We start from the raw sequence: 14,140 nt of genomic DNA on the forward strand, positions 1-14,140 counted from the left end.
TCGCCCGCGGCGGACACGCCGTCAGCGGAAGGGGGAACCTCAGGCGGCGGAGCGGTGGTCCGGGTCGTGCATCTCGCCGACCAGCTCCTCCAGCACGTCCTCCAGCATGACCACACCGAGCGTGCGGCCGTCCTGGTCCAGCACGGCGGCCAGGTGGCAGGTCGCCCGGCGCATCGCGCCGAGCGCGTCGTCCAGCGGGAGGCTGCCGCGCAGCACCGTGATCGGACGCCACAGCCGGGCCGGGACGGGCGCGGACGGGTCCTCCACGTCGAGGATGTCCTTGAGGTGCAGGTAGCCCAGGTAGCCGTGGCCGGCCGGGTCGCCGTCGGTGACCGGGAAGCGCGAGAAGCCGGTGCGCAGGGCGAGTTCCTCGACCTCCGCGGCGGTCACCTTGGTGTCCACGGTGACGAGCTGCTCGGGCTTGAGCAGCACCTCGGTGACCGGGCGGTGGCCCAGCTCCAGGGCGTCCTCCAGGCGCTCCTGACGGCCCTCGTCGAGCAGGCCGGCGTCCCGGGAGTCGACCAGCAGGTACATCAGCTGCTCGGTGGTGAACACCGACTCGACCTCGTCCTTGGGCTCGACCCGGAACAGCCGCAGCACACCGTTGGCGATGGCGTTCAGCAGGCTGATCACCGGGGCCAGCCAGCGGGCCAGCCGGTCCAGCGGCGGGCCGAGCCAGAGCGCGGCCTTCTCCGGGCCCGCCATGGCCATGTTCTTGGGCACCATCTCGCCCATCACCATGTGCAGGAAGACCACGACGGCCAGCGAGATGCCGTACGAGAGCGGGTGCATCAGACCGGACGGGACGCCGATCGCGTGGAACGGGCCCTCCAGCAGACTGGCGATGGTCGGCTCGGCCAGGGCGCCGAGGCCCAGCGAGCAGACGGTGATGCCGAGCTGGGCGGCGGCCAGCATCGCGGACACGTTGGACAGCGCGTGCAGCACGGTGCGGGCACGCTTGTGGCCGGCCTCGGCGAGCGGTTCGATCTGGCTGCGGCGCACCGAGACGACGGCGAACTCGGCGCCGACGAAGAAGGCGTTCCCGAGCAGGAGCAGGACGGCGACGGCCAGTTGGAGCGCGGTCATCGGGCGTTCTCCTGGTCGTCTCCGAACGAGGCCGGCGCGCTGGTGCGCTCGACCCGGACCTGGCTGGTGCGGTGCCGGTCGACACCCGTCACGGTGAAGCGCCAGCCCGGCAGCTCCGCCTGCTCGCCGACCTCGGGCAGCTTGCCGAGCAGGTCGGCGACCAGGCCGGCCAGCGTCTCGTACGGGCCGTCCGGGGCGATCAGGCCGATCGCCTCCAGCTGGTCGATCCGGGCGCGGCCCTCGGCCTCCCAGGCCGGCAGGCCGTCCACCGGGGGCAGCGGGAGCAGCTCGGGGCGGTCGGCGGGGTCGTGCTCGTCCTGCACCTCGCCGACGATCTCCTCGACGATGTCCTCGACGGTGACGACACCGGCGGTGCCGCCGTACTCGTCGACCACGATGGCCATCGGCTGGAGGCGGCGCAGCTGGTCGAGCAGCCGCTCGGCGGGCAGGGTCTCGGGCACCAGCAGCGGCGGCGAGGTGAGCTCGCTCACCCGGACCAGGCCGCGCCGGGCGGCCGGGACGGCGAGGGCGTCCTTGAGGGTCACGATGCCGGTGACCTCGTCCAGGCTGTGGGTGTAGACCGGGAAGCGGGACAGGCCGGTGGCCCGGGTCAGGTTGATCACGTCGGAGGCGGTGGCGTCGCCCTGGAGGGAGGCGACGTCGATCCGCGGGGTCATCACGGACTCGGCGGTCAGCTCGCCCAGGCCCAGGGTGCGGACGAACAGGGTCGCCGACTCCTCGTCTATCGCGCCGGCCTTGGCCGAGTGGCGGGCCAGCGAGACCAGCTCGGCCGGGGTCCGGGCGTGGTCCAGCTCCTCCTGCGGCTCGACGCCGAAGGCGCGGACCGTCCGGTCGGCCGCCCCGTTGAGGAAGCTGATCAGCGGGCGGCAGGCGAAGGAGAAGGCCATGTGCGGGGCGGCGACCGCGCGGGCCACCTGGAGCGGGCGGGAGATCGCCCAGTTCTTCGGGACCAGCTCGCCGATCACCATCTGCACCACGGTGGCGAGCACCATGCCGACGACCACGGCGACGCCGCGGGCGGCCGACTCGGGCACGCCGATCCCGGTCATGACGGGGCTGAGCAGGGTGGACAGCGCCGGCTCGGCGAGCATGCCGACCACCAGCGAGGTGACGGTGATGCCGAGCTGGGCGCCGGAGAGTTCGAACGAGAGGTGCCGCAGGGCCCGGGAGACGCGGACGGACTTGGCGTCTCCGGCCTCGGCGGAGCGTTCGACAGCCCCGCGCTCGACGGTCACGAAGGCGAACTCGGCGGCCACGAACAGGCCGTTGGCGAGGATCAGCAGGAGGGCTGCGAGCAACAGCAGCCAGGCGGTGATCACAGTGCCGCCTGCCTTCCGCTGACAGGAAGGTGGGCGGCGCAGGTACTACCGGACGGATCGTCCATCGAGGGGGGAAGTCACTCCTCAAGTCGTCTTTCGGGCAGGACGGAAGTTTTGCCCTGCTTTTACCAGCGTAGACCATACCCGGACGATGGTAGGAAGAGTGTTCGGACCCGCCGGGCCGAGGATTCGCAGGCCCGGCGGGGACCGGAGGGGTGTCGGCGGGCCGGCGGTGCCGGTGTGGAACGGGCGGGCGCCGACCGGCGGCGGCGCTGCGGGGCTCAGGCCCCGGCGTGGTGCTCGACCAGGTCGCGCAGGGCGCGGGCGTGCGCGATCGCCTGGTCCTTGCCGACGCCGGACTGGATGCCGACCGCGGCGAGCGAGGTGCCGTCGGCCAGGTCGAGGGTGGCCCACGGGTCGCCCTGGCGGAAGTTGACCCGGACGATCTCGGCCCAGGTGAGCCGGCGGCTGCGGACGAAGTTGACCACCGTCACGCCCTGCGCGTCGGCGCTCACCCGGGGGCGGGCCAGCATCAGGCCCACGCACGCGAACAGCACGCCGCTGCCCGCCATCATGATCCGGTCGTTGAGCTGCCAGTTCTCCGGGAGCGCCACGGCCATCACGGCGAACAGCACCACCAGCAGCGCGCAGACCGGCAGCAGCACGGCGCGGGTGCGGCGCGGCGCCCAGGTGACGGGGAACTCGACGGGCGGCGTGGACACGTGGGGTCTCCGGTGGGGTGGTTCGGGGGAACGGTCGTTCCCGGGAACGACGGTTCCGGGCAGCGGGCGGATCCGGACGAAGGGCGGGGACGCCGGTCAGCGTCCCCGCCCCATTCAACCGTTCCTTACCCGCACCACGGCGGGCGAGGTCGCCGCCGCACCGGTTCAGAGGCGGCAGGCGTGGATGTTGGTGACCAGGATGGCCCGGGCGCCGATGCCCCACAGGTCGTCCATGATCTGCTGGGCCTCCTTGCGGAGCACCATCGAGCGCACCGCCACCCAGCCCTCGGTGTGCAGCGGGGAGACGGTCGGCGACTCCAGGCCGGGGGTGAGCGCCACGGCGGCACCGACCTTCTCGGCGCGGATGTCGTAGTCCATCAGCACGTAGCGGCGGGCCACCAGCACGCCCTGGAGGCGGCGCAGGAACTGGTCCACCCTGGTGTCCTCGCCCGCGCCCTTGGGGCGGATCACCACGGCGTCCGAGATCAGGATCGGCTCGCCGAACACCTCCAGGCCGGCGTTGCGCAGGCTGGTGCCGGTCTCCACCACGTCGGCGATCACGTCGGCGACGCCCAGCTGCACCGCGGTCTCCACCGCGCCGTCCAGCTTGGTGACGGTCGCCTTCACGCCGTGGTCGGCGAGGTGCTGCTCGACCAGGCCGGTGTAGGAGGTCGCGATCCGCAGGCCCTCCAGGCCCTTGACGTCCTCGACGGCCACGCCTTCGGGGCGGGCGAAGCGGAAGGTCGACGCGGCGAAGCCGAGCGCGAGCACCTCTTCGGCGTTGGAGTGCGAGTCCAGCAGCAGGTCGCGGCCGGTGATGCCGATGTCCAGGCGGCCGGAGCCGACGTAGACGGCGATGTCGCGCGGGCGCAGGAAGAAGAACTCGACCTCGTTGTTCGGGTCGACGAGGACGAGCTCCTTGGGGTCCTTCCGCTGGCGGTAGCCGGCCTCATGGAGCATCTCCGCCGCGGGACCCGAGAGAGAACCCTTGTTGGGGACGGCGATGCGCAGCATGGGAGGTTGGTTCCTTACCTGTGGGGAGGGGCGTGCGGTTCGGGTTTAGAGGTACTTGTAGACGTCGTCGAGCGTCAGCCCGCGGGCGATCATCATCACCTGAACGTGGTACAGGAGCTGTGAGATCTCCTCGGCGGTCTGCTCGTCCGTCTGGAACTCGGCGGCCATCCAGACTTCGGCGGCCTCCTCGACGACCTTCTTGCCGATCGCATGGACGCCCTGCTGGGCGAGCTGCGCGGTACGGGAGGACGAGGGGTCGCCGGTGGCGGCCTTCTGCTGGAGCTCGGCGAAGAGCTCCTCGAATGTCTTCGAAGCCATGATGGGACTCACCTTACGGCGTGCGGGCTGACCGGCGGTAAACGGTCCCGGACCGTGGACAGTCCGTTGGACGTCCACGGTCCGGGTCGGGGCGGTGCGCTCAGAGCGCGGCGCGCAGCACCGCGGCGGTCGCGACGGCGGCGGTGACGGCCTCGTGGCCCTTGTCCTCCGCGGAGCCGGGCAGGCCGGCGCGGTCGAGTGCCTGCTCCTCGTTGTCGCAGGTCAGCACGCCGAAGCCGACCGGGACGCCGGTGTCGACGGTCACCTGGGTGAGGCCGGCGGTGGCCGCCTGGCAGACGTAGTCGAAGTGCGGGGTGCCGCCGCGGATCACCACGCCGAGGGCGACGACCGCGTCGTAGCCGTGGTCGGCGAGGCGTTTGGCGGCGACCGGCAGCTCGAAGGTGCCGGGGACGCGCAGCACGGTCGGCTCGGTGACGCCCAGTTCCTTGAGCGCCCGGTGGGCACCGTCCAGCAGGCCGTTCATCACGACGTCGTGCCACTGGGCGGCGACGACGGCGACCTTGAGGTCGGCGGCGCCGTCGATGGTCAGCTCGGGGGCTCCGTGGCCGCTCATGTTCGTTCTTCCTGTCCGTCGTGGTGGGGCGTGGTGCGTGAGGCGTGGGGCGTGGTGCGTGAGGCGTGGGGAGGGTTCAGGAGTCGAGGCCGGGCAGGTCGTGGCCCATCCGGTCGCGCTTGGTGCGCAGGTAGCGCAGGTTGTGCTCACCCGGCGCGATCTCGACCGCTTCGCGCCCCTTGACCTTGAGACCGTGCTCGGTGAGCGCGGTGAGCTTCTCCGGGTTGTTGGTGAGCAGGGTGAGCGAGCGGACGCCGAGGTCCACCAGCATCTGCGCCGCGATGCTGTAGTCGCGGGCGTCGGCCGGCAGGCCGAGGTCGAGGTTGGCGTCGACGGTGTCGCGCCCCTGCTCCTGGAGTTCGTAGGCGCGCAGCTTGTGGGCCAGGCCGATCCCCCGGCCCTCATGGCCGCGCAGGTAGAGCACCACGCCGCGGCCGGACTCCGCGACCTTGTGCAGCGAGGCCTCCAGCTGGGGGCCGCAGTCGCAGCGCAGCGAGCCGAAGACGTCGCCGGTCAGGCACTCGGAGTGGACCCGGACCACGACGTCCTCGCCCTCGGGCAGCCGGCCGTCCGCGCCGAGGCCGCCGGCCACCAGCGCGATGTGCTCGACGCCGTCGATGGTGCCCTGGTAGCCGACGGCCGTGAACTCGCCGTGGACGGTGGGCAGGGCGGTCACGGCGGCCCGGTCGACGTGCAGTTCGGTGCGGCGACGGTAGGCGATCAGGTCCTCGATGGAGATGATCGCGAGGCCGTGCTCGCGGGCGAAGGCGACCAGCTCGGGCAGCCGGGCCATGGTGCCGTCGTCGTTGACCACCTCGGCGATCGCACCGGCCGGCGGCAGTCCGGCGAGCCGGGCCAGGTCGACGGCGGCCTCGGTGTGGCCGGGGCGCACCAGCACGCCGCCCTCGACCGCGCGCAGCGGGAACACGTGCCCGGGGCGGGTGAGGTCGCCGGGCTCGGTGCCGGGCGAGGACAGCAGCCGGACGGTGCGGGCGCGGTCGGCGGCGGAGATGCCGGTGTCGACCCCCTCCCGGGCGTCCACCGAGACGGTGTACGCGGTGCCCTTGCGGTCCTCGTTGACCTGGGTCATCGGCGGCAGCTTGAGCCGGTCCAGCTCCTCACCGGTCAGCGGGGCGCAGATCACGCCGGAGCTGTAGCGGATGGTGAAGGCCATCAGCTCGGGGGTGGCGGCGGAGGCGGCGAAGACGATGTCGCCCTCGTTCTCGCGGTCCTCGTCGTCGACCACGATCACGGCGCGGCCGAGGGCGATGTCGGCGATCGCGCGCTCGACCGGGTCGAGGACGAGTTCGGGTGCCGCCTCGCGGTCGCGGTCGGCGGTGTGGTTCTCGGTCATACCGTGACTCCCTGCGGGACGGTGGCGGAGTTGACGCGCGGCTCACGACTGCTCAGCCACCAGGAGCGCAGGCCGAGCAGCACCAGGACGAAGTAGATCGAGTAGGTGAGACCGGAGAAGGGGTAGCCGTTGTTGAAGGCGAGCGGGACGCCGACCACGTCGACGGCGATCCAGGCGAACCAGAACTCCAGCCAGCCACGGGCCTGGGCGACCATCGCGGCCAGCGTGCCGACGAAGATGTAGGCGTCCGACCAGGGGCTCCAGGACAGGCTGGGGTGGGCCGTGAACAGCCAGGCCAGCGCGACGGTGCCGGCCGCGGTGCCGACCACGAGGGCGGCCCGCTCGGGCCAGGTGGCGAAGCGGACGGCGATCGTGCCGGTGTCCCGGCGGCCCCGCCGCCACTGGGCCCAGCCCCAGGCGGCGGTGACGAGCACGATCAGCTGCTTGCCGATCAGGCCGGGGACGTGGCCCCCGAGGTAGGCGGCGATCAGCACGGCGCCGGACAGGAGTTGGAGCGGCCAGCTCCAGACCGAGCGGCGCCAGCCGAAGGCCAGCCCGGCCAGGCCGAGCAGGTTGCCGAACATGTCGGCCCACTTCACGTGCTCGCCGAAGACGGTGAACGCTTCTCCGCTGAGCCAGTTCACTTGGACTCTCCGGCGATCGTCGGGGGAAGGGTGCGGGAGTCGAGCAGTCGCTCGACGTACTTGGCGAGCACGTCCACTTCGAGGTTGACGCTCTCGCCGACGGCCTTGGCGCCGAGCGAGGTCAGCGCGAGGGTCGTGGGGATGAGGCTGACGGTGAAGCTGTCCCGGGCGGGCTCCACCACGGTGAGGCTGACGCCGTCGACCGTGATCGAGCCCTTCTCCACCAGGTAGCGGGAGATGGTGCCGGGCAGCGAGAAGCGCAGCACCTCCCAGCGCAGGTCGCCGGCCGCGTCGCGCTCGCCGGGCTCCCGGCCCAACAGCGTGCCGGTGGCGTCGACATGGCCCTGGACGAGGTGGCCGCCGAGCCGGTCGCCGAGCGCCATGGCGCGCTCCAGGTTGACCCGGGAGCCGGGCTTCAACTCGCCGAGGCTGGAGCGGTGCAGCGTCTCGGCCATCACGTCGGCGCTGAACTCGCCCGTATCGGCCGCCAGTTGGTCCGGGCTGTCGACGACGGTCAGGCAGACGCCGTTGACCGCGATGGAGTCGCCGTGCCGCGCACCCGTACAGACCACCGGGCCGCGCAGGCGGATTCGCGAGGAGTCGCCGATCTCCTCGATCGACACGACCTCGCCGAGCTCTTCGATGATGCCGGTGAACACCCGGGTTCTCCTCGCGCTTGGGGGCGCGGACTCCGGGGCGGCATGGGAGATGACACGGACGGGCAACGGCGCGCGAGCCGACGGCACGACCCGTCGCCGGGATGCCGAGGCCGCCGGGAGATCGCTCGCCCGGCACGGGAGACACCTCTCCCGCCGTTCACCTGGCCGCGGTCCACCGGGGGACCACGGATACTGCTCTTCGTCCGCCCGCGCACGCCTCCCATCCGGACTTTAACCGTCGGTCCAGGAATTTCACCTGGTCAACCGGCCGCTGGCTGCGGACGGGTCGCGGACTGTAACCGCCGGTTCGGATTTTCACCGACCCCGGAGTGCGCTGAACGTCACTGCTGTTGGGGTCATTCTGCCATGGCGTGCGCAAGCCCAGGGAGAGCCTTCCGCTGTGGCCTGTTTCACGCGGATGCGGGGAATGTGCGGCCGGGTGGTAGGTGACGCCCACAACGTGGCGGGCGCACACGGAAAGTGGCAGGTGCGTACGGAAAGTAGCGGGCGCGGTCAGAGCGTGGCGGGCGCGGCGATCGACGTGAAGTGGGTGACCACCGGCGGGTGCGCGAGGTAGCACAGCTCGCCCTCCGACCAGACCGGCCGGATCCGCCACATCGGCCCCGCGTACCCGCGCAGGGCCGCCTCGTCGCGCCAGCGGCTCACCACGAGCACCCGGTGTCCGTCCTCGGTCACCGAGCGCAGCAGTTCACCGCCCAGGCAACCGTCGGTCCGCCCGAGCTGCGGGATCACCTGGGTTGTCAGCAGCACACAGAATTCCTCGATGCGACCGGCCAGGACCTGCCCGGCCCAGATCCTCACGATCACGACCACCACCTCCGAGCGGAGCGCCTGGCCCCATTATCACGGTAAAACCGCTGGTGGGGAGGGGTGGCGGGGAAGCTTTACCGAGGACTGCACCGCCGGCGGCCGGGGGCTCCGGGAAGGGGCTCGGCTAGATTTCCGGTATGACCAGCACACCGGAATCTGTCATGCCGTCAACCGCCGCCCCGGATGCGCCGGGCAGCCTGTTCGCCGCTCTCGGCGCCGGGGCGCTGACCGACCCGGCGCAGCTGCGCGAGATCTACGAGCAGCCCGGCGACCACGCGCGCCGCAAGCAGGTCGACCACCTGCACGAGGTCGCGCGGCGGCTGATCGCCTGCTCCTCGCTGGTGTTCGTGGCGAGCTCGGACGCCGCCGGGCGCTGCGACGTCTCCCCGCGCGGCGGGCCGGCCGGGGTGGTCTCCGTCCTCGACGAGCACACCCTGGCCATCCCGGACGCCACCGGCAACAAGCGGTTGGACACCCTGCACAACATCCTGGAGAACGGCCGGGTCGGGCTGCTCTTCGTCGTTCCGGGCCGGGACACCACGCTCCGGGTCAACGGGCGGGCCTGCGTCTCCACCGACCCGGAGCTGCTGCGGCAGCTGACCGCCGTCGGGAAGCCCCCGCGCAGCGCGATCGTGGTGGCCGTCGAGGAGGTGTACGCGCACTGCCCGAAGTCCTTCCTGCGCGGCTCGGCGTGGAAGCCGGAGAACTGGCTGGCCAAGGACGCGCAGCCGACCTCGGCCGAGATCACCCTCTCGCACCTGCGGGACGACTCGCTGACCATCGAGATGATCGAGCAGACCGAGCGGGAGGCGCTGCTCCACCGCTACGAGTGACGACCGCGGCGCGGGCGGCGCCTTCCGCCACACGGCGTGCTGCCGCGTGGCGGGCGGCGCTCGACGCTCGGTGCTCGGCACTCGGTGTCGGCACTCGGCGCTCGACGCTCGACGCTCGGTGCTCGGCACTCGGTGTCGGCACTCGGCGCTCGGCGCTCGGCGCGCTCAGGCGGCCTTGGGCACGTCCACCACCGGCGCGTCGCTGGCCGCCCGCTGGACGGCCTCGACGCCCTTGTGGGCGGCCTCCTTGCTGGAGTAGCCCTGGCCGGTGGCGACGATCTCGCCGTTGCCCGCCTTGAGCCGGAACCGGTACTTGCCGCCGGCGTCCTCGTAGACCTCGAACTTGCCCGCCATCGGGCCACCTCCTCGTGCGGCGCACGGCGCGCCTCTGGTCGACCCCCTCCAGCACCGTGCGCCACCCGCCCCGGAGGCCGCACCCGCTCGAGGCCGGACGGGTGACGCCCCGCAACCGCGCGATCGCGGAGGTGCCGGGGCGGCCGCCGGTGGTTTGAATGGGCGGATGGACTGCGTCTTCTGTGCGGTGGTGGCGGGCGAGGAGCCCGCGCACCGGGTGCTGGACGACGCGGCGGCGGTGGCCTTCCTGGACCGGCGGCCACTGTTCCCCGGTCACGTGCTGGTCGTCCCGCGCGCCCACCACCGCACCCTGGCGGACCTGCCGGCCGCCGACGTGGGGCCGTTCTTCCTCCAGGTGCAGCGGGTGGCCGCCGCGGTGGAGCGCGGATTGGGCGCGGCGGGCAGCTTCGTGGCGGCGAACAACCGGATCAGCCAGTCGGTGCCGCATCTGCACGTCCACGTGGTGCCGCGCAATCCGAAGGACGGGCTGCGCGGCTTCTTCTGGCCGCGGGGGAAGTACCCGGACGAGGCGGGGGCGGGGGAGGTCGCGGCCCGACTGCGCGCGGCGCTCGGCGACTGAGGGGGCTCGCGACGGGCCGAGGGCGACGCTTGGAGGCCGGGAGGGCTCGCGGGGGCGCCGGGGGGCGTGCGCACCGCATTTGTGAGCCGGTTCCACCCACTCTCTTGACAGGTATAGAACACTCCGCTTGAGTCGCCTTCACGGCCCCGCACCGGCCCACACCCCGGTCGGCCGCCTTCCCCTGGCGCACCCCCGCACGGGACCCGGCTCCCCTGCCCCGTTCAAGTCCCTGTCACGACGACGTGCGGCCCCCACCGCACAAGGGGTGATGACGTGTCAATGAAACGCCTGCTCGCGCTGCTCTCCGCCGTGGTCACGGCGCTGGCGGTCGCGGTGCTCCTCCCCGCCTCCGCCAGCGCCGCCGCCTGCGGCACGCCGTGGAGCGCGGCCACCGCCTACACCGGCGGCGCGGCCGTCTCGTACAACGGTCACAACTGGACCGCCAAGTGGTGGACCCAGAACGAGCCCCCGAGCACCGGCGGCACCGGGGTCTGGGCCGACCAGGGCTCCTGCGGCGGGTCCACCGACCCGACGCCGACCCCGACGTCCGGCGCCTGCGACTACCCCGCCTGGGTCGCCGGCCGCGCCTACGTCGCCGGCGACATCGTCCGGTACACCAACGGCGGCTACTACCGCGCCACCCACGACAACCCGGGCTACGACCCGGTCATCAGCACCTGGTACTGGGAGCCGTACGGCTGCGGCTCGACCCAGCCGCCCAACCCGGGCGGATTCCCGGTCAGCCAGGCCCAGTTCGACCAGATGTTCCCGGGCCGGAACTCCTTCTACACCTACCAGGGCCTGCTCGACTCGCTCGGCGCCTACCCCGGCTTCGCGGCCACCGGCAGCGACACCGTGCGCCGGCAGGAGGCCGCCGCGTTCCTCGCCAACGTCAGCCACGAGACCGGCGGACTGGTGTACGTGGTCGAGCAGAACACCGCCAACTACCCGCACTACTGCGACGCCTCGCAACCGTACGGGTGCCCGGCCGGGCAGGCCGCGTACTACGGGCGCGGGCCGATCCAGCTGAGCTGGAACTTCAACTACAAGGCCGCCGGCGACGCGCTCGGCATCGACCTGCTGCACAATCCGAACCTGGTGCAGACCGACCCTGCGGTGGCCTGGAAGACCGGCCTCTGGTACTGGAACACCCAGAACGGGCCGGGCACCATGACCGCGCACAACGCCATGGTCAACGGGTACGGCTTCGGTGAGACGATCCGCAGCATCAACGGCTCGCTGGAGTGCAACGGCAACAACACCGCCCAGATGCAGCACCGGATCAGCCTGTACCAGAGCTTCGTCCAGATCCTCGGCACCGTCCCCGGGGGCAACCTGAGCTGCTGACGGCTTGCCCCCGCCCCACCACGCGCCCCGCTACGCCCGGACCGGCCATCACACCGTGGTGTCCGTACGCTGCCGAGCGTAGCGGGGCGTACTCACGTGGGGGGCGTACTCCCGCAGGAGCAGCGGAGGGCGGTTGAAATCGTCGTTCCGGCGGACGACTTCGCAGGTCGCGGCCCCCTACGCTCAAGGCATGAACGAACTCGCCCGCCTCGTGCAACAGACCGCCGACCGGCTCGCGGGCCAGCACGTCGGCGCGGTGGTCGCCGGGCTGGCCGGCGGCGCCGTGGAGATCCGCGGCGCCGGGCGGACCGGTCCGGGCGGCGCCGTGCCCGGGCCGCACACCCTGTTCGAAGTCGGCTCCGTCACCAAGGTGTTCACCTCGCTCGCCCTCGCGCGGCTGGTGCTCGCCGACTCCGGCGGGACCGCCACCGGGCTCGACGACCCGCTCGACGAACCGCTCGCCGACGTGCTCGCCGACGTACGGCCCGACGGTGCCGCCGTCCCGGCCAGGGGCGGGCAGCCGATCACCCTGCGACACCTCGCCACCCACACCTCCGGGCTCCCCCGGCTGCCCCGGGGCATGCTGGCGACTGCGCTGCTCAATCCCAACAAACCCGATCCGTACGCGCATTGCAGCACCGAGTACGTCCTCGCCGGGCTGGCCCGGACGAGACTGCGGGCCACCCCCGGGCGCGGCTTCCGCTACTCCAACCTCGGCGCCGGGCTGCTCGGCCTGGCCCTCGCCCACCGGACCGGCACCGGCTACGAGGAGCTGGTGGCGCGCGAGATATGCGAGCCGCTGGGGCTGGTGGACACCCACGTGCGCTCGGGCCGGGAGCAGTCCGAGCGGCTGGCGCACGGGCACACCTCCGGCGGGCGGCCCGTGCCGTACTGGAACTTCGCGGACATTTCCGGCATGGGCGGGCTCCGGTCGACCGCCTCCGACCTGGCGATACTCCTGCGGGCCCAGCTGGCCGCCGACCGCGAGCCGGACGCGCCGCTGGCGCCCGCGATCACGCTCACCCGGGAGACCCGGCACCGGGTCAACCCGTTCGCCTGGACGCACCTGGGGTGGCTCGGCCACCGCCTGCACAGCCAGCAGGGCGGCCACCTGCAGATCTGGCACAACGGCGGCACGGGCGGGTTCCGCTCCTTCGTGGCCTTCGATCCGGAGAAGCAGGTGGGGGTGGTGGTCCTGGTGAACACCCGCCGCTCCGCCGATCCGGCCGGGACGGCCCTGCTGCGCACGCTGCAGAACGAGTACGCGACGACGAGCTGACGAGCCGGGGCCGGGGCGTGGCGGTGAGCGGGCCCGGCGGAGGACCGGGTGCGGCCGTCGGCGGAGTGAGGTGGAGGATGGGGTGAGGTCGTTTCAGGGCCAAGAGGTACGAATTGGCCCTGTTCGAGGGCGCGGCGGTCGGTCGATGCTGAGGATCTGACAGTCGCGGTTCCGGTTGTGGTGTTCGCTCAGCGGGAGGTGGCCGAGGTGGCGGTGGTGTGGCCCTTGTCGCGGGCTCGGTCGGTCGCGGACGGCGACGGGCGGCTCGGCCGCGCGGTGCGGGTGTACCGGCGATTCCGGCCGCTGCCATGGCCGACGCGGGCCTGGCTGGACGCGGCGGCGGCCGCTGTCGCCGGGGCGGCCTGGCTGGCGAGCGGGGAGTGGTGGCCCGCGCCCGTGGTGGCCGCGGCGGCGATCACGGCCGCGAGCGGGTACGGGCGGCTGCGGCCGGCGCCGGGCCTGCGGGCCGTCCGGGTGCACGAGCGCGGGCTGGTGCTGGTCGGGGCGGACGGCGCGGAGCAGCCCCTGCCGTGGAGTGCGGTGGAGGCCACCGAGTACGCCCCCGGCGGGCGGCACGGAGTGGGCGAGCAGGGCCGGATCTGGCTGGTCGGCGCGGACGAGCCACTGGCACTGGCGCACCTGCGACGGCTGGACGAGCTGTTCCGGGAGCTCGACGAGCGACTCCGCCCGACCCTCCGGGCCGCACTGCACGAGGCGCTGCGCACGGAGGGCGGCGTCCGGTTCGCCCGGGGGCGGCTGACGCTGACGGCCGGCGGGCTGGTGCACCGGCCGCCGCACCCGCTCGCCGCGACGGAGTCGTTCCGGTGGACGGAGGTGCAGTCCGCGCGGGCCTCGGAGCTCGGGGAACTGGAGATCCGGACGCACTCGGCCGGCCTGCCGCTCACCCTCCCGGTGCCGAACGCCGGTGCGGCGGCGGCCTTCGTCGAGGAGGTCCGGGCCCGGAGCCTCTGACCGGCGGACGATCCGAGGGGTGGGCTCCCGAGCTCGCTGCTCCGCGGTGAGTTCGAGTTCGATTCCTCAACGACTCCGGCCTGGTTCGGTCCGGCCCGGCCCGGCCTGGCCCGGCCTGGTTCGGTCCGGTTCGGTTCGGCCCGGTTCGGCCGGCGTCCATTCGGCCGACCCCTAAGGGTCCCCGCCCGCACATCCCGGAAGGGATCTCTACGCCGCTGAGTGGACGTCAACTT

The 14,140-nt window shown here is 72.7% G+C and carries 16 protein-coding genes and 1 riboswitch; of the genes, 5 read left to right on the forward strand and 11 right to left on the reverse strand.

Going from position 1 to position 14,140, the window contains the following annotated elements; genetic code table 11:
- Nucleotides 1-39: 39 nt before the first annotated feature.
- The 10 genes from ACIO9K_RS11875 to ACIO9K_RS11920 form a co-directional block, all read right to left on the reverse strand.
- Complete coding sequence (locus tag ACIO9K_RS11875) at nucleotides 40-1,086, reverse strand: hemolysin family protein (protein ID WP_363623619.1); 1,047 nt, start codon at nucleotides 1,084-1,086, stop codon at nucleotides 40-42.
- A complete protein-coding gene (locus ACIO9K_RS11880; RefSeq protein ID WP_363581676.1) occupies nucleotides 1,083-2,426 on the reverse strand; it encodes a hemolysin family protein in 1,344 nt (447 codons plus the stop codon). Before ACIO9K_RS11880 ends, ACIO9K_RS11875 begins: the two co-directional genes overlap by 4 nt.
- A gap of 281 nt (nucleotides 2,427-2,707) precedes the next feature.
- On the reverse strand, nucleotides 2,708-3,148 hold the full coding sequence (locus ACIO9K_RS11885; RefSeq protein ID WP_350883553.1) for a PH domain-containing protein: 441 nt from the start codon (nucleotides 3,146-3,148) through the stop codon (nucleotides 2,708-2,710).
- A gap of 165 nt (nucleotides 3,149-3,313) precedes the next feature.
- Nucleotides 3,314-4,162 (reverse strand): ATP phosphoribosyltransferase, encoded by an 849-nt coding sequence (hisG, locus tag ACIO9K_RS11890; RefSeq protein ID WP_350883551.1) that lies wholly within the window; start codon nucleotides 4,160-4,162, stop codon nucleotides 3,314-3,316.
- 45 nt (nucleotides 4,163-4,207) lie between these two features.
- Entirely contained in the window at nucleotides 4,208-4,480 is a 273-nt protein-coding gene (locus tag ACIO9K_RS11895) for a phosphoribosyl-ATP diphosphatase (RefSeq protein ID WP_063346472.1), read from the reverse strand.
- A 100-nt stretch (nucleotides 4,481-4,580) separates the two neighbouring features.
- The gene (gene ribH, locus ACIO9K_RS11900) at nucleotides 4,581-5,054 is read right to left on the reverse strand and encodes a 6,7-dimethyl-8-ribityllumazine synthase (RefSeq protein ID WP_363581672.1); all 474 of its coding nucleotides are present in this window, start codon (nucleotides 5,052-5,054) and stop codon (nucleotides 4,581-4,583) included.
- Nucleotides 5,055-5,130: 76 nt separating this feature from the next.
- Complete coding sequence (locus ACIO9K_RS11905) at nucleotides 5,131-6,408, reverse strand: bifunctional 3,4-dihydroxy-2-butanone-4-phosphate synthase/GTP cyclohydrolase II (RefSeq protein WP_363581670.1); 1,278 nt, start codon at nucleotides 6,406-6,408, stop codon at nucleotides 5,131-5,133.
- Nucleotides 6,405-6,992, reverse strand: a complete 588-nt coding sequence (locus ACIO9K_RS11910) for a nicotinamide mononucleotide transporter family protein (RefSeq protein ID WP_350883668.1) — start codon at nucleotides 6,990-6,992, stop codon at nucleotides 6,405-6,407. Before ACIO9K_RS11910 ends, ACIO9K_RS11905 begins: the two co-directional genes overlap by 4 nt.
- Before the next feature lie 56 nt (nucleotides 6,993-7,048).
- Nucleotides 7,049-7,711, reverse strand: a complete 663-nt coding sequence (locus ACIO9K_RS11915; protein ID WP_400328837.1) for a riboflavin synthase — start codon at nucleotides 7,709-7,711, stop codon at nucleotides 7,049-7,051.
- Between the two features lie 208 nt (nucleotides 7,712-7,919).
- A riboswitch (FMN riboswitch) is annotated at nucleotides 7,920-8,047 on the reverse strand.
- 177 nt (nucleotides 8,048-8,224) lie between these two features.
- Nucleotides 8,225-8,539, reverse strand: a complete 315-nt coding sequence (locus ACIO9K_RS11920) for an antibiotic biosynthesis monooxygenase (RefSeq protein WP_159398348.1) — start codon at nucleotides 8,537-8,539, stop codon at nucleotides 8,225-8,227.
- Nucleotides 8,540-8,679: 140 nt separating this feature from the next.
- Between ACIO9K_RS11920 and ACIO9K_RS11925 the strand changes: the two genes are divergently transcribed.
- Entirely contained in the window at nucleotides 8,680-9,375 is a 696-nt protein-coding gene (locus ACIO9K_RS11925; protein WP_400328840.1) for an MSMEG_1061 family FMN-dependent PPOX-type flavoprotein, read from the forward strand.
- Nucleotides 9,376-9,540: 165 nt separating this feature from the next.
- Here ACIO9K_RS11925 and ACIO9K_RS11930 read toward each other — a convergent pair whose 3' ends face one another.
- Complete coding sequence (locus ACIO9K_RS11930; RefSeq protein ID WP_063346479.1) at nucleotides 9,541-9,729, reverse strand: DUF1508 domain-containing protein; 189 nt, start codon at nucleotides 9,727-9,729, stop codon at nucleotides 9,541-9,543.
- Nucleotides 9,730-9,895: 166 nt separating this feature from the next.
- On the opposite strand from ACIO9K_RS11930, the gene ACIO9K_RS11935 reads away from it, so the two are divergent.
- The 4 genes from ACIO9K_RS11935 to ACIO9K_RS11950 all read left to right on the forward strand — a co-directional run bounded on the left by ACIO9K_RS11935 (nucleotide 9,896) and on the right by ACIO9K_RS11950 (nucleotide 13,907).
- The gene (locus ACIO9K_RS11935) at nucleotides 9,896-10,309 is read left to right on the forward strand and encodes an HIT family protein (protein ID WP_363623613.1); all 414 of its coding nucleotides are present in this window, start codon (nucleotides 9,896-9,898) and stop codon (nucleotides 10,307-10,309) included.
- 279 nt (nucleotides 10,310-10,588) lie between these two features.
- A complete protein-coding gene (locus ACIO9K_RS11940) occupies nucleotides 10,589-11,656 on the forward strand; it encodes a glycoside hydrolase family 19 protein (RefSeq protein ID WP_400328966.1) in 1,068 nt (355 codons plus the stop codon).
- Between the two features lie 190 nt (nucleotides 11,657-11,846).
- Complete coding sequence (locus ACIO9K_RS11945) at nucleotides 11,847-12,935, forward strand: serine hydrolase domain-containing protein (protein ID WP_400328844.1); 1,089 nt, start codon at nucleotides 11,847-11,849, stop codon at nucleotides 12,933-12,935.
- Nucleotides 12,936-13,112: 177 nt separating this feature from the next.
- Nucleotides 13,113-13,907 (forward strand): hypothetical protein, encoded by a 795-nt coding sequence (locus ACIO9K_RS11950; RefSeq protein WP_363623609.1) that lies wholly within the window; start codon nucleotides 13,113-13,115, stop codon nucleotides 13,905-13,907.
- Nucleotides 13,908-14,140 lie beyond the last annotated feature (233 nt).

Origin of the sequence: Kitasatospora sp. NPDC087271 (assembly GCF_044744605.1) — a bacterium.
Lineage (GTDB): Bacteria > Actinomycetota > Actinomycetes > Streptomycetales > Streptomycetaceae > Kitasatospora.

Bases quoted from the DNA above. Each gene is read 5' to 3' on its own strand.
- ribH (WP_363581672.1), bottom strand. From the start codon at position 5,054: ATGAGCGGCCACGGAGCCCCCGAGCTGACCATCGACGGCGCCGCCGAC.
- ACIO9K_RS11875 (WP_363623619.1), bottom strand. From the start codon at position 1,086: ATGACCGCGCTCCAACTGGCCGTCGCCGTCCTGCTCCTGCTCGGGAAC.
- ACIO9K_RS11910 (WP_350883668.1), bottom strand. From the start codon at position 6,992: ATGTTCGGCAACCTGCTCGGCCTGGCCGGGCTGGCCTTCGGCTGGCGC.
- ACIO9K_RS11930 (WP_063346479.1), bottom strand. From the start codon at position 9,729: ATGGCGGGCAAGTTCGAGGTCTACGAGGACGCCGGCGGCAAGTACCGG.
- ACIO9K_RS11935 (WP_363623613.1), top strand. From the start codon at position 9,896: ATGGACTGCGTCTTCTGTGCGGTGGTGGCGGGCGAGGAGCCCGCGCAC.
- ACIO9K_RS11940 (WP_400328966.1), top strand. From the start codon at position 10,589: ATGAAACGCCTGCTCGCGCTGCTCTCCGCCGTGGTCACGGCGCTGGCG.
- ACIO9K_RS11895 (WP_063346472.1), bottom strand. From the start codon at position 4,480: ATGGCTTCGAAGACATTCGAGGAGCTCTTCGCCGAGCTCCAGCAGAAG.
- ACIO9K_RS11905 (WP_363581670.1), bottom strand. From the start codon at position 6,408: ATGACCGAGAACCACACCGCCGACCGCGACCGCGAGGCGGCACCCGAA.
- ACIO9K_RS11945 (WP_400328844.1), top strand. From the start codon at position 11,847: ATGAACGAACTCGCCCGCCTCGTGCAACAGACCGCCGACCGGCTCGCG.
- hisG (WP_350883551.1), bottom strand. From the start codon at position 4,162: ATGCTGCGCATCGCCGTCCCCAACAAGGGTTCTCTCTCGGGTCCCGCG.
- ACIO9K_RS11925 (WP_400328840.1), top strand. From the start codon at position 8,680: ATGACCAGCACACCGGAATCTGTCATGCCGTCAACCGCCGCCCCGGAT.